The following is a 24,170-nucleotide window of genomic DNA, read 5'->3' as shown; positions in this document are numbered from 1 at the left end:
TGCCATTCAGCCACGCAAGGTCTGTTGCCACTGGGCGCGAGAGATGCGGTACAGCACATGGGCACGCAGGGGATGACCCTCGGGCAGTTTCGGATGCATGAAGCTGCCATCGATGTCCTGCTGCATGCCGATGGCCTGCATGACTTTCTGCGACGGCAGGTTGCTCTCGGTGGTGAACGACACCACCTGTTCCAGGCCCAACTGGGCGAAGGCGCAACGCAGGCTGGTCCAGGCCGCCTCGCTGGCGAACCCCAGCCCCCAGTGCCGGCGCGCCAGGCGCCAGCCGATCTCCACCGCCGGGGTGAAGTCGGCATCGAAATTGACATTCAGCAGTCCGGTCATGCCGATGAAGGCGCCACTGTCCTTGCGCTCCAGGGCCCATAAGCCGAAACCGTATTCGTTGAAATGGCCACGGATGCGGCCGATCAGAGCGGCGCTTTCCAGGCGTGTCATGGGCGCTGGGAAATAGCGCATGACGTGGGGGTCGGCACACAGGGCCGCGAACTCGCCAAGGTCGTCGTCCTGCCATTGGCGCAGTAGCAGTCGCGCGCTCTCCAGTTCAAGTATGGGGGTCATTCACCGCTCCTCAGTCCATCACCGGGATGATTACAGCGTAGGCAGGTGCAAGAAAGCGAGCGATCAGACCGGAGGAAACCACGAAGATATTTTTCACATCTGCTTCACCTGCTGTCCACGGCTCGCCCCCTAGAGTGCCGCCACTCTTGTGGTACCTGCCCCGCCCGGCTGCCACCCGATCTGATTCCGCGTCATGGAGTAGCAGCATGTTGCCAAGCGAAGCTCACACCACCACCCCGCCAACACCCGAGCGACGACGCCAACTGACTGGCAAAACGAAACTCATCGGCCTGTGCATCTTGCTGGCACTGGCCTCCCTTACCACATGGGCCTCAACGAAAACGCGCATTGTGGACCTGAGTAGCGATACGCAAATGCACAGCCGTGGGGTCTACAAGGCATGGGCCAAGGGTTCGGTGATCGTACTGATCCGTCACGCCGAACGCTGTGATCGCTCGACCACCCCTTGCCTGGGTGATCCGACGGGTATCACCGTAGCCGGCAGCCAGGCTGCCCGGGACGTCGGCAACGGCCTACTGCAACTGGGGTTGAACGACGCCGATGTCTTTAGCAGCCCGGCGGTCAGGACCCGTCAGACCGCTCACTTCATCTTCGGCAAAGCCATCGGTACCCAGGACTGGGTGCAAGCGTGCGACGAAGACTTTGCCAGCACGGCCCTCGCGCACAAGGCACCGGCGCACAATCTGGTACTGGTGACCCACAGTGGCTGCATCGACCACATGGAGCGCCAGTTGAACGTGCCGGGGGCCCTGCGCTCCGCCGAGTATGCCAGCGCCCTGTTCATTTCAGTGGCTGCCAATGGCAAGCCGCGAATCCTGGGCCAGATGAACGCCAGCGAGTGGCAAAAGCTCGTGGACAGTACAAGGACGTGAGCATGCAAAGCGCTTCACGCAAGGCCTTCTACCTGGTCAACCTGGGCATCCCGTTGTTGCTCGCGGTTGTCGTGTTCCTGATGTTCGACCTGACGCACCTGGACCGCTGGATCAGCAACCTGCTGCTCGATCCGGCCACTGGCCAGTTCCCGTTGCTGCACGACCAGTGGTTCGAGAAGGTCACCCACAAGTGGCCGCGAATCCTGCCGAACTGGACTGGCGAGGCGGCAATCATCGGCGCGCTGCTGTCATTCGTCTGGCCGCGCCTGGCCAGGTCCCCCCGGCTCGCCCATAACCCTGTGCTGGAGAAATCGCGGATTGCCCCGCTGTTGCGCTTGAGCACCCGGCATCGGCGTGACTTCCTCTTCGTGGTCGTGGCCTTCGCCTTGTGCACCACGGTCATTCACTACCTCAAGAGCCACACCAGCGTGTACTGCCCGGTGGAGACCACCCTGTACGGCGGCACACAGCTGCGCACCGAGTGGTTCGAACACTTCTCCTGGCTCGACAAGGCCGGGGACGGGCGCTGCTGGCCAGGTGGCCACGCCTCCAGCGGCTTTACCCTGCTGGCACTGTACTTCGTCGCCCGGCGTCATCGCTGGCAACACGCACGCACCCTGCTGATCACGATCCTGCTGTTGGGCCTGGTCTATGGTACGACCCGAGTACTCCAGGGCTGGCACTACATGTCGCACACGTTCTGGGCCGGTATTTTCGTCTGGCTGACCACCTGGCTGACCGCGTTGTTTTTTCTACGGGCGAGAGGCCCTGCAAGCACCTGCCAGGCGCTCGACAAGCACACCGCAGGCGATCGCCATCAGCGCCATGCCAGCAGCACTACGCCAAGAGTGACCAGGCTGATGCCCGCCCACTGGCGCAGGTCGAGCTTCTCGCCGAGCAGGGTCACCCCGAGCACGGCGACCAGTACCACGCTGAGTTTATCCACAGGGGCGACCTGGGAGGCCTGGCCCAGTTGCAGGGCGCGAAAGTAGCAGATCCAGGAAGCCCCCGTGGCCAGCCCGGAGAGCACCAGGAACAGGTAGCTGCGCGCCGGGATATCGCTCAGCGACTGGTACTGGCCGGTGGCATAGAGAATCAGCGCCAGGCTGACCAGCACCACCACGGTACGCAACAGGGTGGCGAAGTCGGAATTGATACCACTGATGCCGACCTTGGCGAAGATCGCGGTCAGCGCCGCGAACACCGCAGAGAGCACGGCCCAGAATGTCCAGGAAGCCAGCATCGTCAGTTCACCCGTGGTTGAAGTCGTCGACCTGCTTACAAGGTAGCGCAAGGGCCCGGGCAACTGGCAAGATCGTCTTCTGTCCCGGTCAAGAACCTGCCATGCCCCTGCCGCTGATCTATCACGACGACTACAGCCCGGCGTTTCCCGCCGAGCACCGCTTTCCGATGGACAAGTTCCGCCTGTTGCGCGACCACCTGGTCGACAGCGGCCTGACCACCGACCAGGCCCTGCTGCGCCCCCAAATCTGCCCCAACGATATCCTCGCCCTGGCCCATGACCGCGATTACATCGAGCGTTACATGAACGGCGAGTTGTCCCGCGAAGACCAGCGTCGCCTCGGCCTGCCCTGGAGCGAAGCCCTGGCGCGGCGTACCGTGCGGGCGGTGGGCGGCTCGCTGCTGGCCGCCGAGCAGGCACTGCAACATGGCATCGCCTGCCACCTGGCCGGCGGCACCCATCATGCCCACTACGATCATCCGGCCGGCTTCTGCATCTTCAATGACCTGGCAGTGATCAGCCATTACCTGCTGGAGGCCGGCCGGGTACACAGGGTGCTGATCTTCGATTGCGACGTCCATCAGGGCGACGGCACCGCGCGCATCCTCCACGACACTCCGGACGCCATCACCGTGTCGTTGCATTGCGAACAGAATTTTCCGGCACGCAAGGCCCGCAGCGACTGGGACATCCCCCTGCCGCGGGGCATGGGTGACCAGGCCTACCTGAAGGTGGTCGAAGACGCCCTGAACTACCTGCTGCCCCTGTACCGGCCAGACCTGGTGCTCTATGACGCCGGCGTCGATGTGCACAAGGACGACGCCCTGGGCTACCTGCAACTGACCGATGAAGGGGTCGCCGCCCGCGACGAGCATGTGCTGCGCCAGTGCCTGGGCCGGGACATCCCGGTGGTCGGGGTGATCGGTGGCGGCTACAGCAAGGACCGCCAGGCCCTGGCCCGTCGCCATGGCATCCTTCACCACAGTGCCAGCCGGGTGCTGGGTTACTCACAATGACTGTGGAGCCGCCTGTGGATAACCTGCGTGAAAACCACTCCAGCCCTTTGTTTACCTGGGGTTGAGGCAGCTGTTCATTTTTTGCTCAGTGTTTCCGCACGCCTCGCTAGGGTAGAATGCCGGCTCTTTTTTCCAGCTTGCAGCCGACCATGACCGACACCCGCTCCGCCGACCGCCTACACGTTGCCATTATCGGAGGCGGGCCGGCCGGGTTGATGGCCGCCGAAGTGCTGAGTCAGGCCGGGCATGCCGTGGACCTGTACGACGCCATGCCGTCGGTGGGACGCAAATTCCTCCTGGCCGGGGTCGGCGGCATGAACATCACCCACTCCGAGCCCTACCCGGCCTTCATTTCGCGCTATGCCGAGCGTGCCGGTGAAATCGCCGGTCTGCTCGAAGGCTTCGACGCCGATGCCTTGCGCCAGTGGATTCACGGCCTGGGCATCGAAACCTTTGTCGGCAGTTCCGGACGGGTCTTCCCGCGCGACATGAAAGCCGCGCCGCTGCTGCGCGCCTGGCTCAAGCGCCTGCGTGATGCCGGCGTAGTTATCCACACCCGTCATCGCTGGCTCGGCTGGAATACCGATGGCAGCCTGCGGATCAGTTATCCACAGGGCGAACTGGCACTCAACCCGGCCGCCACGGTGCTGGCCCTGGGCGGCGGCAGCTGGGCGCGCCTGGGTTCCGATGCGGCGTGGCTGCCCTGGCTTGTGGATAAAAACGTACAGGTCGCGCCCTTGCAAGCGGCCAACAGTGGTTTCGAGGTGCAGGCCTGGAGCGCGCTGCTCAAGGACAAGTTTGCCGGCGCCCCGCTGAAGAACATCGCCTTGAGCGTTGCCGGCCAGACGCCGCGTTTGGGTGAGTGCATCGTCACCGCCCAGGGCCTTGAAGGCAGCCTGGTGTATGCCTGGTCGGCGCAGATCCGTGAAGCCATCAACCGCGCCGGCAGCGCCACCGTGCTGCTCGACCTGCTGCCCAACCGGGCTGTGGATAACATCCAGAAAGCCCTGGCCAAGCCACGCGGCTCGCGTTCGATGGCCAAGCACCTGCACAGCCAACTGGGCCTGGATGGGGTCAAGGCGGCCTTGCTGCGTGAATTGACCGATGCGCAGACCTTCGCCGATCCGGCCTTGCTGGCCCGGGCGATCAAGGCGCTACCAATCGAACTGGTGCGCCCTCGCCCGCTGGATGAAGCGATCAGCAGTGCCGGCGGGGTGGTTTTCGAGGCGCTGGATCAGCACCTGATGCTCAAGGCCTTACCGGGCGTGTTCTGCGCCGGCGAGATGCTTGATTGGGAGGCGCCGACCGGCGGCTATCTGCTGACCGCCTGCTTCGCCAGTGGGCGCAAGGCGGGGTTCGGAGTGCTGGAGTGGCTCAAGCCGTAAGGAACGCGGTGTATTCATCGCAGGCTTCGCCAGCTCCCACAGTCCCTGAATCATCACTGATCCCCGTGGGAGCTGGCGAAGCCTGCGATGGGCCGCACAGCGGCCCCGACGACCTCAAGGCTTGCGCTTGCGCGGCCCGGTGTTGAAGGTCGGCACCTTGCGCACCGGCTTGGCCGCCGGTGCCGGCGCCGAGCTCTCGGCACTGTCCATCCAGCGCCCGAGGCTGCGCTTGCTGCTGCTTTCCTTGGGCTTCTTCGGTTTCTTCGGCTTCTTCAGCACCTGGCCATTGGCATCGGTCATCGGCACCCGGTGATCGGGGATGAAGTCCGGCTCTTCATGACGCGGCAGGGTCTTGCGAGTCAGGGTTTCGATGGCCGACAGCAGTTGCACTTCATCGGCACACACCAGCGAGATCGCCTCGCCGCTGTTACCGGCACGACCGGTGCGGCCAATCCGGTGGATATAGTCTTCGGCCACGATCGGCAGGTCGAAGTTGACCACCAGCGGCAGGTCGTCGATATCCAGGCCGCGCGCCGCCACGTCGGTGGCCACGAGGATCTGGATCTCGCGGGCCTTGAAACTGTCCAGGGCGCGCTGGCGGGTGGCCTGGGGCTTGTCGCCATGGATGCCGTCGGCGTTCACGCCCTGGCCACGCAGGCGCTCGACCAGTTGGTCGACACCGTTGCGGGTCTTGGCGAACACCAGCACCTGCTTCCAGCGCTGCTTGCGCAGCAGGTGGCTGAACAGCTCCGGTTTGCGCTTCTTGTCCACCGGCACGATCCACTGCTTGACCGTGCTGGCGGTGACGTTGCGCGGGCTGACTTCGATGCTCAGCGGGTCGTTGAGGGTCTGCCCGGCCAGCATACGGATCTCATCGGAGAAGGTGGCCGAGAACAGCAGGGTCTGGCGGCGCGCAGGCAAGGCGGCATAGACCGAGCGCAGTTCCTCGGCAAAGCCCAGGTCGAGCATGCGGTCGGCTTCGTCGAGCACCAGGGCCTGCAGCTGGTTGAACTTCACCGCGTTCTGGCGGAACAGGTCGAGCAGACGCCCGGGCGTGGCCACCAGCAGGTCGATGCCCTTGCGCAGCTTCATCATCTGCGGGTTGATGCTCACCCCGCCATACACTGCATAGGTGCGCAGCGGCAGATGCTCGGCGTATTCACGGATATTGGTGTGCACCTGCTCGGCCAGCTCGCGGGTCGGCACCAGCACCAGGGCGCGAACCGAGTTGCTGGCCACCTGGGCGCCTTCCAGGGTCAGGCGCTGCAGCAGCGGCAAGGCGAAACCCGCCGTCTTGCCGGTGCCGGTCTGGGCTGCGGCCATCAGGTCACGGCCGGCCAACACGGCAGGAATCGCCTGGGCCTGGACCGGCGTCGGGGTGTTGTAGTCCAGGCGCTCGAGCGCGCGCAGCAAGGGTTCAATCAGGCCGAGTTTGGCGAATGTCATGGCAATACCGTCAGGGGATTTCAGCAATGGCGGCAGTTTACCTTGTTCCGCCTGCGCCTTCCTGACAAACGTCCTTCACCGGTTGCTTACGCGCCTTCTGAGCTTCGCGCACCTGCTGCACTTCAACCTTGGCAGGCTCGGTCGTCGGCTTGCGCCACTGCGGCAGGCCGATCAGCACCACCGCGCCGATGATGACCGCCATGGCCACGCACTCCTCGAAACCGATCTGCTCGCCGGCAAACAGGATGCCCAGCAATACCGCCACCGCCGGGTTGACGTAGGCATAGCTGGTGGCCGCCGCCGGGCGCACGTGCTTGAGCAGGTACATGTAGGCGCTGAACGCCAGGATCGAGCCGAAGAACACCAGGTAAGCCAAGGCGCCCCAGCCGGCCGCCGTGGGCATCTGGGTCATGCGTTCACCACTCAGGGCGCTGCCCAGCAACAGGGCGGCGCCGCCGACGAGCATTTCCGCGGCACTGGCCATCGCGCCCTGGGGCAGTGGCAGACTCTTGCTCCAGACCGAGCCGAAGGCCCAGGAGGCCGCCGCGAACAGGATCAGCGCCGCGCCCATGGGGCTGGCCTGCAGGTTGGAGCCCAGGTTGAGCATGGCAATGCCGATCAGCCCGAGGAAAATCCCCGCCCATTCCAGGCGTGTATTGCGCTGGCCCCAGAACAGCCCGAACAGCAGGGTGAACAGCGGCACCGTCGCCACCGCCAGGGCGGCGACGCCGGAGGCCACGCCGGCATGTTCGGCCAGGGTCACGCCACCGTTGCCGCAACTGAGCAGCAATACACCGATGATGCCGGCGGCACGCCATTGCGGCCAGGTCGGTGCCGGCACGCCGCGCCAGCGCAGGAAGCCGTACAACAGGGTACCGGCGATGACGAAGCGCACCCCGGCCATCAACAACGGCGGCCAGGATTCGACACCAATGCGAATGACCAGGTAGGTCGAACCCCAGACCAGGTACAACGCCAGGAAGGCGCCGATCAATACCAAGGGAAAGCGACGAGAGGCAGGCATGGCAGGCTCGAATTCTGATTGTCGGGGGATTAGTTTAGAAAGGCAGGGCCGTAAACATAAGTTACAAAACCTGTTTAAATGAACCTTACAGTTTTGAAAAAATGGTTCTTAAGGCCCAAAACCTTCGATTGCAAACCCGCTGCCGGTAGCCCATGGACAAATACGATCGCATGCTCCTCAGCGCCCTGCTGGAAAACGGCCGCGCCTCTTTCGCCGAACTGGCGCGCAAGGTCAATCTGTCAGCGCCCGCCGTCGCCGAACGGGTCGCCAAGCTTGAGGCCAGTGGGGTCATTACCGGGTACCAGGCCAAGGTCGACCTGGACAAGATCGGCCTGCCGATCCAGTGCGTCATCGAACTGCGCCTGGCCAGCCACGGCAACCAGAAGACCTACGAAGAACTCACCCAGATCCCGCAACTGACCGAATGCCATCGGGTCACCGGCGATCCGTGCGTGATCATGCAAGCTGCGGTGGGTTCGATGCCGGAACTGGAAGAGCTGATCAACCGGGTCGCCCAGTTCGGCTTCAGCAAGACCTCGATCATTCTCTCCAGCGCCGTGGAGCGGCGTCTGCCGCTGGGCCACCTGGAGCACAACGGCAAGAAGGCCTAGCGATAGGCCTTGAGCGCTTCGCCGATCTTCGCCGCGGGGACTTTCTGCAGGCTGCAGAACAGCTGGTGGGAGACCCCGTTGACGCCCTGCTCGCGCAGGCGCCCGGCCAGGTGCTGGGCCAGGTTGGCGGCCATTTGCGCATCGGCCATGGCCCGGTGCGCGGTGCCGGTGTCCGGCAGGCCGGCCCAGCGGGTCAGGGTGCCCAGTTTGTGGTTGGGCGCCGCCGGCAACAGGCGCCGGGCGAGCAGCATCGAACAGGCGAAACGCTGGCTGCGGCTTCGGCCGATCTGCGCCAGCTCATAGTCCCAGAACTTCTGGTCGAACGAGGCGTTGTGCGCCAGTAACGGGGTGTCACCGACAAAATCGGCCACCTCATTCATCACCTGGGCAATGGGTGGGGCGCTGCGCAGCATGGCCGTGGTGATGCCGGTCAGGCCGGCGACGAAGGCCGGCACCGGCAGCCCGGCGTTCATCAGACTCTGGTAACGCTCGACAATGCGCCCGCGTTCGAGCATGACCACTGCCACTTCGGTGGCCCGGCAGCCAGTACCCGGTGAGATACCGGTGGTTTCAAAGTCGATGACCGCTATACGTTCCAAAAGATAACCTCGATAAAACCTAGTGCTTGAGCAGCAAGCTGCCCTCGATGGGCACGTAGCGGCTGGCGGCGCGAATCAGTGAGTTGGCGGTCAGGCCCGGCACGCCGTAGGCCACCGCTTCGATGCCATGGCGGCTGATGACCCGTTCGAGCAACAGGTCGAAGTCTCCGTCGCCGGAGGCCAGCACCACCTCGTCGACCCGTGCGGCAGCATCGATCACATCCAACGTGATACCCACGTCCCAGTCGCCCTTGGCCGAGCCGTCGCTACGCTGGATGTAGGGCTTGAGTTTGACCGTGAAACCGAGGTTGCGCAGGATCTGCTGGAACTGCTGCTGCTTGCTGTCACCACGGTCGATGGCGTAGGCCACCGCTTCGACGATCTGCCCGCGCTGGCTGATATCGGCCCACAGCGCCGCATAGTTGAAGTGGCAGCCATAGGCCTGGCGCACGGTGTAGTAGAGGTTCTGCACATCGGCGAATACCGCGATCTTCTTCACCGCTCGTCCTCTTGGCGCCGGGGCGCTGTTGCCGGCCGCCGCATACCGGGGCCGTTCCGGCGCCCAGTATGCCAGCCTGGAGGCGGTGCGGGTATGCGCGGTCAGACGAAGGTATCGTCGCCGTCGAAGAAGCCGCCGTCGTCGTTGCCGTAATCAGCGTCCGTGAAACCACCCTGGTCATAACCGTTGTCGGCGGTCAGGCGCTGCTCGTCGTTGCCACCCCAGCCACCGCTGTTGTCGCTGGCCGGCGCCGGTTCTTCCTTGATCACCTCGGCCACCTCTTCAGGTTGCGAGTGATGGTTGAACAGGCTGCTGATGCCCTGGGCGAGCATCACCCCACCGGCCACGCCTGCGGCAGTCTGCAAGGCGCCGCCGAGAAAACTGCTGGCGCCACCCCGCGAGGCCTGCGCAGGTGCGGCGTTGAATCCTCGTTGGGGCGCCGCACCCGGCGGGTTGAACGAACGGGCAGGTTCACGCCAGCCGCCACCACTGGATGCAGCCGGGTTCTGCTGCGGCTGCGGCTGTGGGTCACGGCTGGCGCCGCCGAAGATGCTCGAAAGAAAGCCACCGCCAGTGCTCGGCGCGCTGGCGGGAGCCTGCTGGGCCCTGGCTTGTTTCAGCTCCTCTTGCAGCTGCTTGTTCTGCTCATCCAGGCGCTTGAGCGCGGCCTCCTGGACCAGGATCGCCTGGGCCATGTAATAGGGTGCCGACGGCTGTTGCTGCAGGTGCTCGGCGATGCGCGCCTGGGCCTGGGCATCGCGCGGGACGGCCGGGTCATCGGCCTGCTTGAGTCGGCCGAACAGGCCATCGATCAGGGTTTGTTCTTCACTGTTCATTGCAACCTCATTCACAGCCGGAAAAATCGGGTTCACTGAAAATGGGGCGTCTGGCCTGCGGATTCAACACAAGGCCGGATGAAACTTTCTTCAGCTTGAGGGACGGCTGGGCTAAAGTTACGCCCTGCTTTTTTCAATGCGATATCGACCGATGAATCCGCTCAGTGTTCTGCGTGACGCCCTGTACTTTTTCCGCCGCCACCTGCTGAGCATCGCTCAGCTCTGCCTGCCGCTGGTGGTGCTCGAAGCGCTCTTCACCCACCTGCTCTACCAGCAACTGGGCAAGGACGCGTCGCAAGCCTACGGCATGCTCGCCAGCCTGCTGTTCTACCCGCTCTACAGCGCCGCCCTGATTCTCTACCTCGATACCCGCAGCAACGGCTACACCCCGCTCAAGCGCAACCTGCTGGCCATGGCCCTGCGCCTGTGGCCGTCCTTCGCCCTGATGGTGATGCTCAGTTCGTTGCTGATCATGGCCGGCGCCGCGCTGTTCATCCTTCCGGGGATCTGGGTGATGGTCAACCTGGTGTTCGCCGAGTACCTGCTGGTGCTGCGCGGCCTGCCGCCGCTGGCGGCCATGCGCGAAAGTTTCCAGATGACCACCGGCAACTTCTGGCGGATCCTCACCTGCATCCTCGGCGTGCTCGCGCCGCTGTGGCTGATCGACGGTCTGACCCAGATGTTGGTCCCCGAGCCATCGTCGCTGGTGCAACTGGCCATCGACAGCTTCAACGGCTTCCTGCAACTGTTCAGTACGGTGGTGATGTTCCGCCTGTACATGCTGATCAGCGAGACCGCTGCCGAGCCGCCAGCGGCCTGAGGGCCTGGTCTTCAGGTGCCCCTGGGTTTTGCCCGCGCCGTGGCCTCGGCCACCAGCGGGTCATCCGGCCAGTAGTGCTTCGGATAGCGCCCCTTGAGGTCCTTCTTCACCTCGGCATAGGTAGTACGCCAGAAGTTGGCCAGGTCCTGCGTCACCTGCACCGGGCGACGTGCCGGTGACAGCAGGTGCAGCAACACTTGCTGGCGTCCCTGGGCGATGCGCGGAGTATCGGCCAGGCCGAACAGTTCCTGCAGGCGCACGGCAAGGATCGGTGGCGTTTCGCTGTAGTCCAGGCGGATGTTCGAACCCGAGGGGACGCAGAGGTGCACCGGCGCCCATTCATCCAGGCGCTGGGGCAGCGGCCAGGGCAACAGGTTGCGCAGGATCGAAGCCAGGTCGAGCTGGGCGAAATGGCTAAGGCGGGTGACTTTGCCCAGGTAAGGTTGCAGCCAGTCCGAAAGCGTCGCCAACAGGGCGGCATCGCTCAGGTCTGGCCATTCGCTGCTGTTGCCCGCCGCAAGGTCCAGCTGACGCAGCAAGGCTACGCGCGCCTGCCACTGGCGCAGTTCAGGCGTCCACGACAACAACGCCAGGCCCTTGCGCCGGACCAGGTCCAGCAACGCCCGGGCACGGGCGTCTTCGTCGAGCCCAGTCATGGGCTCACGGCTGAGCACCAGCTCACCCACCTTGCGCTGGCGCTCGGCACGCAGCACGTTCTCGCGTTCGTCCCAATCCAGCACATCGAACGCGCGCACCTGTTCGGCCAGCACGCCGTCGAACAGGTTCGGGTCGAACTCGGCAGCCAGGTAGATACGCTCTTCGCGCTGCCCCTGGCGACTGCCCAGGTCGGCAATCACCAACCACGGGCATTTCATCAAGGCATCGGGCTCGCCAAACTGCGCCGCGCGGCCATTGGCCAGCCGGTACTCGCCGCCACCGGCACGCCGCTGCTGGGCGACCCGGTCCGGGTAGGCTAGCGCCAGCAAGGCGCCCAGCCAGCGCGGATGCTCGGGATCGGCCACCGCCGAACCCGGCTTGCCACGCAACTGGCCACGATACTGCCGGGCCAGTTGTCGGGCTCGCTGCACCCCGCCCTGCCCGCCCCGGACCGCACGGGTCTCGCCGCTGAGCAGGGCCAGGCGACTGTGCAAGTCGGCGCCGCCGCCACGCAGGATGTCGCGCTCGCCGAGCAAGGCGGCGACATCGCAGGCCATGTCCGCCAGCCCCAGGTCCTGGCCGCGCAACAGCAGGTGGGCGATACGCGGATGAGCGGGCAGTTCGGCCATCGCCTGGCCATGGGCCGTGAGGGCATCGCGACTATCGGGTTTGAACGCCCCCAGCCGCTGCAACAGGTCCAGCGCCTGGGCGTAGGCGGCCGAGGGTGGCTGGTCGAGCCAGCTCAACTGGTCCGGTGTGACGCCCCAACGGGCCAGTTGCAGGGCCAGGCCGGCGAGGTCGGCCTGAAGGATCTCGGCACTGCCATAGGCGGCCAGTTGTTCGTGCTGGGCCTCCGACCACAGGCGATAGCACACCCCCGGTTCCAGACGCCCGGCCCGGCCGGCACGCTGGGTGGCGCTGGCGCGGGAAATACGCTGGGTGTCCAGGCGGGTCATGCCGCTGCCCGGGTCGAAGCGCGGCACCCGCGCAAGCCCGGCATCGACCACCACACGCACACCGTCGATGGTCAGGCTGGTTTCAGCGATATTGGTCGCCAGCACCACCTTGCGCTGGCCGGCCGGCGCCGGGTCAATGGCCGCACGCTGGGCAGCGAGGTCCAGCTCGCCATGCAAGGGGCACAAGAGAATGTCCGCACGTTCGCCCACCGCTTCCTGCAACGACTGGTGCACGCGGCGGATCTCGGCCTGGCCGGGGAGGAACACCAGCAGGCTGCCGGACTCGTCGGCGATGGCCTGCAGCACGCAGTCGACCACCCGTGGCTCGATGTACTCGCCCGGCTGGAAGGGCCGTCCCCAGCGGATGTCGACCGGGTACATGCGCCCTTCACTGCTGACCACCGGCGCATCATCGAGCAGGTTCGACAGGCGCTCGCCTTCCAGCGTCGCCGACATCAGCAGGATCTTCAGCGGCGGCTCGTCACGCAACAGTTCACGGCCATTGAGGCTCAGCGCCAGGGCCAGGTCGGCGTCCAGGCTACGTTCGTGAAATTCGTCGAAAATCAGCAAGCCCACCCCTTCCAGCGCAGGGTCTGCCTGCAGGCGGCGGGTCAGGATGCCTTCGGTCACCACCTCGATGCGGGTATCGGGGCCGACCTTGCTGTCCAGGCGAATGCGGTAGCCGACGGTCTGCCCCACCTGCTCGCCCAACTCGCTGGCCAGTCGTTCGGCAGCCGCGCGCGCGGCCAGCCGGCGCGGTTCGAGCATCAGGATCTTCTGGCCCTGCAGCCACGGCTCATCGAGCAGGGCCAGGGGAACCCGGGTGGTCTTGCCGGCGCCCGGAGGCGCCTCGAGCACCGCCTCGTGGCGCTGATTCAAGGCGTGGCGCAAGGCTGGCAGTACGGCATCGATCGGTAACGAAATCATGGTGGCCCTCAAACAATGCGCCGAGTATAACGGCGAACCGAGCCTGCTCTATCATGGTCTTAGCTGTAGATACCGGCTCTTTGCCTGTATCGTTGTGACCTTCATACCGGAGATTTCCATGCGTATTCCCTCCCGCGTCATCGGCGGCGTCCTGGTCACCACCCTGCTGACCCAACTGACGGCCTGCGGCACTATTTTCTTCCCTGACCGGCGCGGTCAGATCGAAGGCAAGATCGACCCGGTGGTCGCGGCCCTCGATGCCATCGGCATCCTGTTCTACGTGATTCCGGGGCTGATCGCCTTTGCCGTCGACTTCGCCACCGGCGCCATCTACCTGCCGGGCGGCACCACTGCACAGATCGCTCCGGAGAAACTCAACGAAGCGATCAGCGCCGACGGCAAGGTCGACAACGGCAAGCTGCAGGCTATCCTCGAAAGCGAACTGGGCCAGCGCCTGCCCCTGAACGACCCGCGCCTGATCCAGCACAAGGGCAGCGTCGAACAGCTGGCGATGTACGGCATCAAGCCCGCCGCCTGACCTTGCACAGGACGCCCACGGCAGCATGATCCCTTCGGCCGAACATCAACGCCTGCTGCGCCTGGCCACCCGTGCCTCGCTGGCGGTGGCCAGTATCCTGATCCTGGCCAAGGCCCTGGCCTGGTGGCTCAGCGGTTCGGTGAGCCTGCTGGCCGGTCTGACCGACTCGGCGCTCGATGGCGTCGCGTCCTTTCTCAACCTGCTGGCGGTGCACTACGCCTTGCGCCCGGCCGACGATGACCACCGCTATGGCCACGGCAAGGCCGAGGCCATGGCCGGCATGGCCCAGGCGCTGTTCATCGGCGTCAGTGCGGTGCTGATCGGCGTGCAGGCGGTGGAACGTCTGCAGCATCCGCAGCCTCTGGGCGATACCGCCATCGGCATCGCGGTGATGCTGCTGTCGCTGGGGCTGACGGCGGCCTTGCTGATGCTCCAGGCCCGGGTGATCCGCATAACCGGCTCCACGGCGGTGCGGGCCGACTCGCTGCACTACCGCTCCGACCTGCTGCTCAATGGCAGCATCCTGGTCGCCCTGGTACTGGCGCGGGTCGGCTGGCCGCAACTGGATGCCGTCTTTGGCCTGGGCATTGCGGTGTACATTCTCTGGAGTGCCCTGCAGATCGCCCGGGAAAGTACGGCGATCCTGATGGACCAGGAACTGCCTGGCGACATCGGCGAGCAGATGCTCGCGCTGGCCTGCAGCGTGCCCGGCGTACGCGGCGCCCATGACCTGCGCACGCGGGTTTCAGGCAGCCACTGGTTCGTCCAGGTGCACCTGGAGCTACCCGGCGACCTGCCGCTGACCCAGGCCCATGCACTGTGTGACCAGGCCGCTGCGGCGATTCATGGCAAGTTTCCGCGAGCCGAAGTGCTGGTGCACGCCGACCCCGTACCTTGATGCCTACAGCTTCTTGTAGCCCCTACATGACGCTGTAGCCCCGGCCGTTCAGGCAGGCCCCCTGGGCCCGCCGGTAGTTGTCCATCACCTGCGCCGCCGGTGCATGGCGCGCCGACGCCGGGTCGAAGCCGGTCTGCTGCACCGCCCAGCGATGGCACTCATAGCGGTCACGGTCCAGTTGCCGTGGACTCTGTCCGGAGGCTGGATAGACCATCAGCTCGTAGGGCGGTGTCACCACCACGTAGCGCGGCCCCTGCGGGCGATACCAGTAGCCATTGGAATAGAAGTAGTCTTGCCCGGCATAGGGTACCCGCCAGTACGGGTCGGCGAATCGATCGATGACATGCCCGGGCCGGTAGCCATGCTCACGCCGGGGAATATCCTCGTAATAACCGGTGCGCGGCGGTTGGGTCTGACGCACTTCATCGGGACGCGACTGCAGGGGCGAGCCGCCCTGCCCGTCGGCCAGTACCTGCCCATTGACGCCAGCGCACAGCAAACCCGCTGCGGCCAGACGCCAGATGCACGACATCATGCTGTTTCTCCCGGACCCTTGAATGACCACAGGTTATCGGCAGCTGAATGAAAAATCGCAGGCATAAAAAAGGGAGACCAGTGGTCTCCCTTCGAGAATTTTGTCCGTGCTCGGCGCTTGTGACGCCGGCTCACCTCACGCTGTTGGGTAAACAGTGTGTAGCCCGGGGGCCGAGCGCAACCCTGTTGGGTTGCTGGCCGCAGCTGCCCTGATTGGGCCAGCTGCACTGGACTGATGTCCGGGCAGTGATTCTGGGTATAAGCATACGTCTGCGGCGACGACAGATGATTGCTAAGATTGCTCATTCAAATAGCACTTGCGCAATTTTTACCTAAGGATTGATAATTCAACGCAATCGAAACAGAAAAGGCATGATCCATGAGCAAACTGGACCGTTACGACCTGAGCATTCTGGCCGAATTGCAGCGCGACGCGCGCATCTCCAACCAGGAACTGGCCGAACGCATCGGCCTGTCACCTTCGCCCTGTTCGCGGCGGGTCAAGCAGCTGGAAGACGATGGCTACATCGCGCGCCAGGTCGCCCTGCTCGACCGCAAGAAGCTCGGCCTGAGTCTCACCGCCTATGTACTGATCGGCATGGATCGCCACACCCCCGAGCGCTTCGAGACCTTCGAGGCCGCAATCCGCAGCCTGCCCCAGGTGCTGGAATGCAGCCTGGTGACCGGGATGGACGCCGACTATCAGCTCAAGGTCGTGGTGCCGGACATGGACCACTACCAGAAGCTGCTGCTGGGGCACCTGACCCGCATCGAAGGGGTGACCAGCGTGCGCTCCAGCTTCGTGCTCAACCAGGTGCTGGCCAGCACCGAACTACCGTTGACGCACCTGCGTTAGTCAGACCGGCAAGTGGGGCGTATAATTGCGCGCCTCAACTTTGCCGGAGAATATCGATGGATCCTGCGTTGTTCGAAGAGTGGATGATGACCATCCTGGTCACCATCCTGATTGGTTTCATGGGTTTCATCGTCTGGGACCTGGCGAAGAAATCCAAGGCCGGCAAGTTCGGCACCTTCATTCTGTTTTTCGTCCTGGGCCTGGGTGTACTCGCCTTCATCATCAAAAGCGTGGTGATCGGCTATATCGAAGGCGTCTAGCGCCTGGCCGGCACTTCCCGCCACTGCCCCTGCTCCAGGCCGTCCAACGTCCAGTCGCCGATCCGCACCCGAACCAGGCGCAGGGTCGGCAGGCCGACGGCGGCGGTCATGCGCCGCACCTGGCGGTTGCGCCCTTCCTTGATCACCAACTCCAGCCAGCTGGTCGGCACGCTCTTGCGAAAACGCACCGGCGGGTTGCGCGGCCAAAGCTGAGGCTCGTCGAGCTGACGCGCCTGGGCCGGCAGTGTCGGGCCATCATTGAGTTCGACACCGTCGCGCAGGCGCTGCAACTGCGCAGGCGTCGGCTCACCCTCGACCTGCACCCAGTAGGTTTTTGCCAGCTTGTGCCTGGGATCGGCAATCCGCGCTTGCAACTGGCCATCATTGGTCAGCAACAGCAAGCCTTCGCTGTCGCGGTCCAGGCGCCCGGCCGGGTAGACGCCAGGGATATCGATGAAGTCCTTGAGGGTCGCGCGCCCCTCGCCATCGCTGAACTGGGTCAGGACATCGAAGGGCTTGTTGAACAGGATCAACCGCGGCTCAGCCGGCGGCGCCTTGGGCTGGCGACGCGGACCGGCGGGTTTTGCCGCGGGACGACGCGGCGTGGAGCGTGGGGGTAAGGGCATGGGGCCTCAGCGGAACGGCGGCTCATCGAAACTGCGCAGTTTACGCGAGTGCAGCGAATGAAGTTCGGTGCGCAGCAGGTCCAATGCGGCGATACCGATCTTCAGGTGCTGGCTGACCGCCCGGTTGTAGAAGGCGTTGGCCGCCCCCGGCAGTTTGATTTCACTGTGCAGCGGCTTGTCCGAAACGCACAGCAAGGTGCCGTAAGGCACGCGCAGTCGATAGCCCTGGGCGGCGATGGTGCCGCTTTCCATGTCCACCGCCACTGCCCGCGACAGGTTGATCAGCGGACGCTCCTGGGCCCAGCGCAGTTCCCAGTTACGGTCGTCGTAGGTCAGCACGGTGCCAGTACGCAGGCGTTTTTTCAGCTCGTCGCCACGCTCGCCGGTGACCTGGGCCGCAGCCTCCTGCAAGGCCATCTGCACCTCGGCCAGGGCCGGAATCGGAATGTGCGGCGGTACGACACGGTCAAGAATTCCATCACGGCGCATGTAGGCGTGGGCCAGCACGTAATCACCGATGGTCTGCGACTGACGCAGGCCGCCGCAGTGACCGATCATCAGCCAGCAATGCGGACGCAGCACCGCCAGGTGGTCGGTGATGTTCTTGGCGTTGGACGGGCCGACGCCGATATTGACCAGGGTAATGCCATCGCCATCGGCGGCGATCAGGTGGTAGGCCGGCATCTGGTAACGGTGCCAGACCACACCGGCCACCAGGGCCTGGGCCTCGCCGTTGTCCATGCCCTTCTCGATGATCACGTTGCCCGGCAGGACCATGCGCACGAAACGTGGATCTTCGCGCAACTGCTCCAGACCGTGGGTGACGAACTGATCGACATAGCGATGGTAGTTGGTCAGCAGGATCCACGGCTGCACATGGCGCCAGTCGCTACCGGTGTAATGCACCAGGCGGCGCAGGGAGAAGTCCACCCGCGCCGCATCGAACAGGGCCAGCGGCAGGGGATCGGCGTTGGCCCAGTCATGCAGGCCATCGGCGATGCCGTCGGTGGCCGCCGACAGGTCGGTGCTGGGGAACACCCGCGCCAGCGCCGCGGCGGTGATGCCGCTGCCGGCCAGTTCGTCGCCCTGCTCGACCACATAGGGATACGGAATGTTCTGCTCGCTGACGCCCACTTCCACCGTCACGGTGAAATCACGCATCAGCGGCTTGAGCTGTTCGAGCAGGTAGGCGCGGAACGCCGCCGGATGGGTCACGGTGACACTGTAGGTACCCGGCAGCTGCACCTTGGCGTAGGCGCGGGTGATGGCCGGCACTTCGCCGTGGTACTGGTAGGTCAGGCGTAGCTCCGGGTAGCGGAATAACGCCCGCGCCTGGGCATCGGGCTCGGTGCGGTCCTTGAGGTAGCGCTTGAGCGCCAGGCTCAGGGCAGCGGTGGCTTTTTCGTGCAGGTTCGCCAGGAGATCGACGGCCTGCTCGGCAGTTTCTACGACAACGAAGGCTTCATCAGTACGGCTCACAATGTACTTCCTGTCTGACATGCATGCCTCCATCTTGCCTATATATTCAGGCAAAGGCACGCACGTTAGAGCGGCCAGTTCGGCGTCGACCGTGCCACCAGTTCGCCAACATCGATGCCCCGCGGCAGCACACCGTACACCCGACCGCTGCCGCCCAGGCGGCTGCCGATGAACGCATCGCTGACCGTGGCATTGCCCGCTTCAAGTAACAGCTTGGCCTGCAGGCCCAGGGCAATATCTTCGGTGAGCTGACGGGCGCGGTACTGGCTGTCGCTGGTATCGGCAAACGCCGCCTTGAGGTTGCCGATGTGCGCGGCCAGCCGTGCGTCACCATGACCGTCGCCCAGCTCGTCGAACAAGGCATCGAGTACACCCGGTTCCTTGGACAGGGCCCGCAGCACATCCAGGCACTGGACGTTGCCCGAGCCTTCCCAGGTCGAGTTGACCGGCGCTTCACGGTACAGGCGTGGCAGGATGCTGTCTTCGACATAACCTGCCCCCCCCATGCACTCGGCGGCTTCGTTGATCATCGCTGGGGCACGCTTGCAGATCCAGTACTTGCCCACGGCCGTTACCAGACGTGCGAAGCGCGCCTGCTGCGGATCGTCCGGCTGGTCCAGGGCATGGCCCATGCGCAGGCTCAGGGCCAACGCCGCTTCGCTTTCCAGGGCCAGGTCGGCCAGCACGTTCTGCATCAACGGCTGCTCGGCCAGCAGCCGTCCGTTCACCTGGCGATGAGCGCAATGGTGGGCCGCCTGGGTCAGGGCCTGACGCATCAGGGCGCTGGAGCCGACCATGCAGTCGAAGCGGGTCATGGCGACCATCTCGATGATGGTCGGCACGCCGCGGCCCTCCTCGCCGATCATCCAGGCCAGGGCGCCGCGGAACTCCACCTCGCTCGAAGCGTTGGAGCAATTACCCAGCTTGTTCTTCAGGCGCTGGATGTAGAACTGGTTGCGGCTGTCATCCGGGCGATGGCGCGGCAGCAGGAAACAGCTCAGGCCCTTGTCGGTCTGGGCCAGGGTCAGGAAGGCGTCGCACATCGGCGCCGAACAGAACCACTTGTGCCCGACCAGCTCGTAGGCCTGGCCCGGCCCCGCCGCACCGACCGGGTAGGCGCGTGTGGTGTTGGCGCGCACATCGGTGCCACCCTGCTTCTCGGTCATGGCCATGCCCAGGGTCACGCCGACCTTGTGCCGGTCGCCGATGTTGCGCGGGTCGTACTCGGTGGCGAGGACCTTGGGTAGCCAGTATCCAGCCAGGTCCGGCTGCAACTTGAGCGCCGGCACCGCGGCGAAGGTCATGGTCAACGGGCAGCCACTACCGGCTTCGGCCTGGCTGTGCAGGTAGGTCATGGAGGCCCGGGCGACATGGGCGCCGGCACGGGGATCGGTCCAGGGCAGCGACGGCAGGCCGTGCTCGATGGCCGTTTGCATCAGTTGGTGATAGGCCGGATGAAACTCCACCAGATCGATACGATGGCCGTAGCGATCATGGCTGCTGAATTGCGGTTTGTGCTGGTTGGCCAGGAACCCCGCCGCCATCAGCGGCCCGCCTGCCAGTGCCCCGTACGCATCGATCCGCGCCTCGGCCCAGCCCGCCCCATAGTGCCGCGACCATTGCTGCAGTGGCAGGTCGATGCGGTAGAGATTGGCCCCGTCCAGCGATGGCGGCTGGTTAGTGACCTCATGGGTTTCAGCGTACTGGTGCAGGTTCATCGAGGGGCCTCCTGGATCCGGACGTGACTGAAATTTCAGTGAATCACGCCCCGCCCCTCGGTCAAAGTGACAAATACGCCTAACTAGCCGCGATTTAGCCCCTGCCAGGCCATGGCCTGCGGCTGGCTCAACGCCAGGCTCAAGCCCAGTTCGAAACGACTGCCCAGCCCTGGGTTGGACTCATGCTGCAGGCGCGCCCCCATCAGCTCGGCCAGGCTCCGGCAGATCGCCAGGCCAATGCCCAGGCCACCGTACTGGCGGGTCATCGAGCCATCGACCTGGAAGAAGCGCTGGTACAGGTTGGCATCGTCCAGGGTGTCGAAACCGATACCGCTGTCGCTGACACTGATGGTCAGGCCGAGCAAGTCCGGGCCCAGCAGCCGCCCCCGAACTTGCAGCATCACCCCGCCTTGGCGGGTGAACTTGATGCCGTTGTCGAGCAGGTAGCTGATGCACATCGCCAGCTTGTGGCGGTCACCGACCAGCATCTCGGGCAGGTCGGCCGGGGTATCCAGGCTCAGGTACAGGCCCTTGGCCAGGGCCGAAGTGGCGTACTTGCCGCGCAACTCCTGCAGTAGCAAACGCAGGCCGAAGGGCGCGTTCTGCGTACTCAGGCGCCCGGCTTGCAGCTCGGTGAGGATCAGGATGTCGTCGACCATGCGCATCATGTCCTGGGCCGCTGCACTGGCGGTGCGCTGGTACTGGGCCAGCTCCGGTTCCAGGGACAGCGTCTGCATCAGCTCCAGCGAACCGATCACCCCGTTCATCGGCGTGCGCAGTTCGTGGGTCACGGTGGCGAGGAATTCATCCTTCAAACGGTTGCTGTTGGCCAGTTGCTGGTTGAGTCGCTCCAGGGTCTGCCCGGTTTCGCGCAGGGCCTGGGCCTGCTGCTCACGCATGCTGTTGATACGGTCGGCCAGGGCCAGCGACAGCAGGCAGACCTCAAGGGCCGAACCGATCTGGCTGGAATACATGGTCAGGAACACATTGGGCAGGTAACCCAGGACCATCAGGGTGTTGACCAGCCCACCAAGCAGGAAGGCCGACCAGGCGATGATGAAATAGCGCGCCACGCGCAGGCCACGGCGCCAGGCGAACACCCCGGCGGCAAAGATGCTCACGGTGAACAGCAGGGCCAGGGCCGTTGCCAGGCGCAGGGCGATGCCGTAACTGCTGGTCAGTGCCAGCAACATGACCAGGATGCCACCGGCCATCAGCGCCTTGAGCAAGCCATCGAAGCCGCGACTGGTCAGCGACAGTTGCAGGAAGCTACGGGCGAACTGGCAACCGAACAGCCCCGCCGCACCGATGAATAGAGGCGTGGCGGCATTGGCCCACCAGGGATTGTCCGGCCAGAAGTAGGCTACCCCGGCACCGTTGACCGTCACCTGGTACAGGCCGAACGAGGCGATGTAGAGGATGTAGTAGAGGTAGCTGGTGTCGCGCACGCTGAGGTAGATGAACAGGTTGTAGACCAGCATCCCCAGCAGTACGCCGTAGATCAGGCCCAGCACATAGAGGCGGGTCGGCTGGGCTTCCAGATAGGCCTCGGTGGACCACAAGGTCAGCGGTGCCTGGACCGAGCCCTGGCTATGCAGGCGAAGGTAGGCGGTGGTGGTCTTGCCCGGGGTGAAGGGCAGCTCGAACAGGTAGTTGTTCTGCTCGATCTCGCGGCTGGAATACGGCAAGGCATCGCCGGTGCGCTGGGCCAGGCGGAAGGTGCCGGTGGCGTCGGCCAGGTAGAGTTCCAGATGGTCCAGCGGCGGGTAGGCCAGTTCCAGCAGCCAGCTGCGTGGCGCCGCCGAAGGCTGGCCGGTGTAGTGCAGGTCGAGCCGGATCCAGAACACCGAGCTCGAGTAACCGGCATTGAGCACGTCGGCCTGGTGCGGGCGGAAATGTTCGCTGAAGGCAGGGGCGCTCACCTGGGCAATGCTGGCATTGCCTTCTCGGTCCTCGAATACCTGCATCAGCCGCCCCAGGGGCAGGCTGCGGGTCGAGTCGTCGAAATCGACCGCCTGGGCCAACAGTGGCAACCAGCTCAGCACAACAATCAGCAAATAGCGCATACAGCCCCAGCATGGCCTGTCCCGGCTGTGTCGCGGTGGCCCCCTATCCGTTTGAGACGACGCAATCCGGCAGTAACCGTTATCGGTTCGTTCGAGCACTCTAGCATAGCTTTTCAAGGCCGCCAGAGGCTACTTAAAACTTTGAATAAACAGCTCTAGCCCGGCCATTTCAAGGAAACCAACAAGCACTTCCTGACCACTTGATCAAAAAACCTCGACGCAGGGGCAGTCCCGACAAAAGCGTTTGGTGGTAAGCTCGCGCACCATGAATACCTACAGCTCCCGCCCCGTTGTCCTCTGTCTCTCCGGCCACGACCCCAGTGGCGGCGCCGGCCTGCAGGCAGATATCGAAGCCCTGATCGCCCAAGGTTGCCACGCAGCGCCCGCCGTGACCGCCCTGACCGTCCAGGATACCGTCAATGTCAGTGACTTTCGCGTGCTCGACCGCGAGTGGGTACTGGCCCAGGCCAATGCCGTGCTCGCCGACTCCACGGTAGCGGCGGTCAAGCTGGGCATGCTCGGCTCGCTGGAAATGGTCGACACCGTCGTCGAACTGCTCAGCGCCCACCCGCACCTGCCGCTGGTCTGCGACCCGGTCCTGCGTGCCGGCGGCGGTGGCCGCCTGGGCAAGGACGAAGTCGGCTATGCCATGCGCGAGCGGTTGTTGCCGTTGGCGACCATTGCCACCCCCAACCTGCCCGAGGCGCGCATCCTGGCCGAACTGCCCGATGGCAGCGCGGACGAGTGCGCAGAAAAACTCCTGCCCTTCGTCAGACACTTGCTGATCACCGGCGGCCACGGTGACGAACACGAAATCCACAACCGCCTGTACAGCCGCGATGGCCAGCGCCACACCTGGACCTGCCAGCGCCTGCCCGGCAGCTACCACGGCTCGGGCTGCACCCTGGCCAGCACGCTGGCCGGCCGCCTGGCCCTGGGCGAGCAATTGCACAGCGCCGTTCGCTCGGCCCTGGACTACACCTGGCGAACCCTGCGCGATGCCGAACAACTGGGCAAAGGCCAGTATGTACCGCGTCGCCTCCCCCTGGATTTCTGTTCCTGAACCCGAGGCCCCGAGATGAAGCTACGCGGTCTGTATGCCATCACTGACAGCCAGCTGTTGGCCGGCAAGCTCCTGCCCTGGGTCGAGGCGGCCCTCGAAGGCGGCGTGACCCTGCTGCAATACCGTGACAAAAGCCAGGACCCGGCCAAGCGCCTGCGCGAAGCGCAAGCCCTGGCTGAGTTGTGCGAGCGCTACCAGACCCGCCTGATCATCAACGACGATGCCGAGCTGGCCGCGCGCCTGGGTGTCGGCGTACACCTGGGGCAGACCGACGGCCCGTTGACCCCGGCACGCACCCTGCTCGGCCGCGAGGCGATCATCGGTTCCACCTGCCACGCCCAGCTTGAGCTGGCCGAACAGGCCGCCCGCGAAGGCGCAAGCTACGTCGCCTTCGGCCGCTTCTTCAATTCCGTGACCAAACCGGGCGCCCCGGCGGCCGACGTCGCCTTGCTGGATCAAGCGCGCGCCCGGATCAACTTGCCGATCTGCGTGATCGGCGGCATCACCCTGGACAACGCCGCACCGCTGGTCGCCCACGGCGCCGACCTGCTGGCGGTGATTCACGGCCTGTTCGGCGCCGACAGCACGCAGGAAGTCACCCGCCGTGCCCGCGCCTTCAACGCCCTGTTCGCATCTGCCTGATT

Annotated in this window: 24 protein-coding genes and 1 pseudogene; 12 read left to right on the top strand and 13 right to left on the bottom strand. The window is 64.8% G+C overall.

What is annotated here, in order from left to right; genetic code table 11:
• Window positions 1–6 precede the first annotated feature (6 nt).
• Window positions 7–576, bottom strand: a complete 570-nt coding sequence (locus ACIQUS_RS17350) for a GNAT family N-acetyltransferase (protein ID WP_403048789.1) — start codon at window positions 574–576, stop codon at window positions 7–9.
• A 206-nt stretch (window positions 577–782) separates the two neighbouring features.
• On the opposite strand from ACIQUS_RS17350, the gene ACIQUS_RS17345 reads away from it, so the two are divergent.
• Entirely contained in the window at window positions 783–1,469 is a 687-nt protein-coding gene (locus tag ACIQUS_RS17345) for a histidine phosphatase family protein (RefSeq protein WP_403048787.1), read from the top strand.
• Window positions 1,470–1,471: 2 nt separating this feature from the next.
• Window positions 1,472–2,321, top strand: a pseudogene (locus ACIQUS_RS17340) (phosphatase PAP2 family protein).
• On the opposite strand, the gene ACIQUS_RS17335 reads toward ACIQUS_RS17340, so the two are convergent.
• Complete coding sequence (locus tag ACIQUS_RS17335) at window positions 2,287–2,712, bottom strand: EamA family transporter (RefSeq protein WP_403048784.1); 426 nt, start codon at window positions 2,710–2,712, stop codon at window positions 2,287–2,289. The pseudogene ACIQUS_RS17340 and the gene ACIQUS_RS17335 overlap by 35 nt on opposite strands.
• Window positions 2,713–2,813: 101 nt before the next feature.
• On the opposite strand from ACIQUS_RS17335, the gene ACIQUS_RS17330 reads away from it, so the two are divergent.
• The gene (locus tag ACIQUS_RS17330; RefSeq protein ID WP_403048781.1) at window positions 2,814–3,728 is read left to right on the top strand and encodes a histone deacetylase; all 915 of its coding nucleotides are present in this window, start codon (window positions 2,814–2,816) and stop codon (window positions 3,726–3,728) included.
• Window positions 3,729–3,877: 149 nt separating this feature from the next.
• Entirely contained in the window at window positions 3,878–5,113 is a 1,236-nt protein-coding gene (locus tag ACIQUS_RS17325) for a TIGR03862 family flavoprotein (protein WP_403048778.1), read from the top strand.
• A 114-nt stretch (window positions 5,114–5,227) separates the two neighbouring features.
• Here the strand turns inward: ACIQUS_RS17325 and ACIQUS_RS17320 are convergent, their stop codons facing one another.
• On the bottom strand, window positions 5,228–6,559 hold the full coding sequence (locus ACIQUS_RS17320) for a DEAD/DEAH box helicase (RefSeq protein WP_403048775.1): 1,332 nt from the start codon (window positions 6,557–6,559) through the stop codon (window positions 5,228–5,230).
• A 37-nt stretch (window positions 6,560–6,596) separates the two neighbouring features.
• Window positions 6,597–7,583: a drug/metabolite exporter YedA gene (gene yedA, locus ACIQUS_RS17315; RefSeq protein ID WP_403048772.1), complete on the bottom strand. Its 987-nt coding sequence runs from the start codon at window positions 7,581–7,583 to the stop codon at window positions 6,597–6,599.
• Between the two features lie 152 nt (window positions 7,584–7,735).
• Between yedA and ACIQUS_RS17310 the strand changes: the two genes are divergently transcribed.
• Window positions 7,736–8,194, top strand: coding sequence for an Lrp/AsnC family transcriptional regulator (locus tag ACIQUS_RS17310; RefSeq protein ID WP_403048769.1), 459 nt, complete (start codon window positions 7,736–7,738; stop codon window positions 8,192–8,194).
• Here the strand turns inward: ACIQUS_RS17310 and ACIQUS_RS17305 are convergent.
• From ACIQUS_RS17305 to ACIQUS_RS17295, 3 genes are all read right to left on the bottom strand, one after another.
• Window positions 8,191–8,793, bottom strand: coding sequence for a PolC-type DNA polymerase III (locus ACIQUS_RS17305; protein WP_403048766.1), 603 nt, complete (start codon window positions 8,791–8,793; stop codon window positions 8,191–8,193). The two genes, ACIQUS_RS17310 and ACIQUS_RS17305, sit on opposite strands and share 4 nt — an antisense overlap.
• Before the next feature lie 19 nt (window positions 8,794–8,812).
• On the bottom strand, window positions 8,813–9,292 hold the full coding sequence (locus ACIQUS_RS17300; RefSeq protein ID WP_403048763.1) for an NYN domain-containing protein: 480 nt from the start codon (window positions 9,290–9,292) through the stop codon (window positions 8,813–8,815).
• 101 nt (window positions 9,293–9,393) lie between these two features.
• Complete coding sequence (locus ACIQUS_RS17295; protein ID WP_403048761.1) at window positions 9,394–10,128, bottom strand: DUF2076 domain-containing protein; 735 nt, start codon at window positions 10,126–10,128, stop codon at window positions 9,394–9,396.
• 151 nt (window positions 10,129–10,279) lie between these two features.
• Here ACIQUS_RS17295 and ACIQUS_RS17290 point away from each other — a divergent pair, with 151 nt between their 5' ends.
• Window positions 10,280–10,948, top strand: coding sequence for a hypothetical protein (locus ACIQUS_RS17290; protein WP_403048758.1), 669 nt, complete (start codon window positions 10,280–10,282; stop codon window positions 10,946–10,948).
• An 11-nt stretch (window positions 10,949–10,959) separates the two neighbouring features.
• On the opposite strand, the gene hrpB is transcribed toward ACIQUS_RS17290, so the two are convergent.
• Entirely contained in the window at window positions 10,960–13,488 is a 2,529-nt protein-coding gene (hrpB, locus tag ACIQUS_RS17285) for an ATP-dependent helicase HrpB (RefSeq protein WP_403048755.1), read from the bottom strand.
• Window positions 13,489–13,606: 118 nt separating this feature from the next.
• Between hrpB and ACIQUS_RS17280 the strand changes: the two genes are divergently transcribed.
• Together ACIQUS_RS17280 and ACIQUS_RS17275 are read left to right on the top strand one after the other, a co-directional pair.
• Complete coding sequence (locus tag ACIQUS_RS17280; RefSeq protein ID WP_403048752.1) at window positions 13,607–14,026, top strand: polyribonucleotide nucleotidyltransferase; 420 nt, start codon at window positions 13,607–13,609, stop codon at window positions 14,024–14,026.
• Window positions 14,027–14,051: 25 nt separating this feature from the next.
• Window positions 14,052–14,924, top strand: a complete 873-nt coding sequence (locus ACIQUS_RS17275) for a cation diffusion facilitator family transporter (RefSeq protein ID WP_403048749.1) — start codon at window positions 14,052–14,054, stop codon at window positions 14,922–14,924.
• 22 nt (window positions 14,925–14,946) lie between these two features.
• Here ACIQUS_RS17275 and ACIQUS_RS17270 read toward each other — a convergent pair whose 3' ends face one another.
• Window positions 14,947–15,459: a hypothetical protein gene (locus tag ACIQUS_RS17270; protein ID WP_403048746.1), complete on the bottom strand. Its 513-nt coding sequence runs from the start codon at window positions 15,457–15,459 to the stop codon at window positions 14,947–14,949.
• Between the two features lie 378 nt (window positions 15,460–15,837).
• On the opposite strand from ACIQUS_RS17270, the gene ACIQUS_RS17265 reads away from it, so the two are divergent.
• Complete coding sequence (locus tag ACIQUS_RS17265) at window positions 15,838–16,314, top strand: Lrp/AsnC family transcriptional regulator (protein WP_285861914.1); 477 nt, start codon at window positions 15,838–15,840, stop codon at window positions 16,312–16,314.
• A 56-nt stretch (window positions 16,315–16,370) separates the two neighbouring features.
• Window positions 16,371–16,574, top strand: coding sequence for a DUF2788 domain-containing protein (locus tag ACIQUS_RS17260; protein WP_403048742.1), 204 nt, complete (start codon window positions 16,371–16,373; stop codon window positions 16,572–16,574).
• Here ACIQUS_RS17260 and ACIQUS_RS17255 read toward each other — a convergent pair.
• The 4 genes from ACIQUS_RS17255 to ACIQUS_RS17240 form a co-directional block, all read right to left on the bottom strand.
• Window positions 16,571–17,200, bottom strand: a complete 630-nt coding sequence (locus ACIQUS_RS17255; protein ID WP_403048739.1) for a pseudouridine synthase — start codon at window positions 17,198–17,200, stop codon at window positions 16,571–16,573. The genes ACIQUS_RS17260 and ACIQUS_RS17255 overlap by 4 nt on opposite strands.
• Window positions 17,201–17,206: 6 nt before the next feature.
• Complete coding sequence (gene amn / locus ACIQUS_RS17250) at window positions 17,207–18,712, bottom strand: AMP nucleosidase (RefSeq protein ID WP_403049013.1); 1,506 nt, start codon at window positions 18,710–18,712, stop codon at window positions 17,207–17,209.
• Between the two features lie 32 nt (window positions 18,713–18,744).
• Window positions 18,745–20,397, bottom strand: coding sequence for an acyl-CoA dehydrogenase family protein (locus ACIQUS_RS17245; RefSeq protein WP_403048736.1), 1,653 nt, complete (start codon window positions 20,395–20,397; stop codon window positions 18,745–18,747).
• Window positions 20,398–20,480: 83 nt separating this feature from the next.
• Complete coding sequence (locus tag ACIQUS_RS17240) at window positions 20,481–22,463, bottom strand: 7TM diverse intracellular signaling domain-containing protein (protein ID WP_403048733.1); 1,983 nt, start codon at window positions 22,461–22,463, stop codon at window positions 20,481–20,483.
• A 265-nt stretch (window positions 22,464–22,728) separates the two neighbouring features.
• Between ACIQUS_RS17240 and ACIQUS_RS17235 the strand changes: the two genes are divergently transcribed.
• Both ACIQUS_RS17235 and thiE read left to right on the top strand, forming a co-directional pair.
• Complete coding sequence (locus tag ACIQUS_RS17235) at window positions 22,729–23,526, top strand: hydroxymethylpyrimidine/phosphomethylpyrimidine kinase (RefSeq protein ID WP_403048730.1); 798 nt, start codon at window positions 22,729–22,731, stop codon at window positions 23,524–23,526.
• A gap of 15 nt (window positions 23,527–23,541) precedes the next feature.
• Complete coding sequence (gene thiE, locus ACIQUS_RS17230; protein ID WP_403048727.1) at window positions 23,542–24,168, top strand: thiamine phosphate synthase; 627 nt, start codon at window positions 23,542–23,544, stop codon at window positions 24,166–24,168.
• The last annotated feature ends 2 nt before the right edge of the window (window positions 24,169–24,170 follow it).

Source organism: Pseudomonas sp. NPDC090755 (assembly GCF_044769005.1).
Classification (GTDB): domain Bacteria; phylum Pseudomonadota; class Gammaproteobacteria; order Pseudomonadales; family Pseudomonadaceae; genus Aquipseudomonas.
This window is presented reverse-complemented; position numbering and strand designations above follow the sequence as displayed.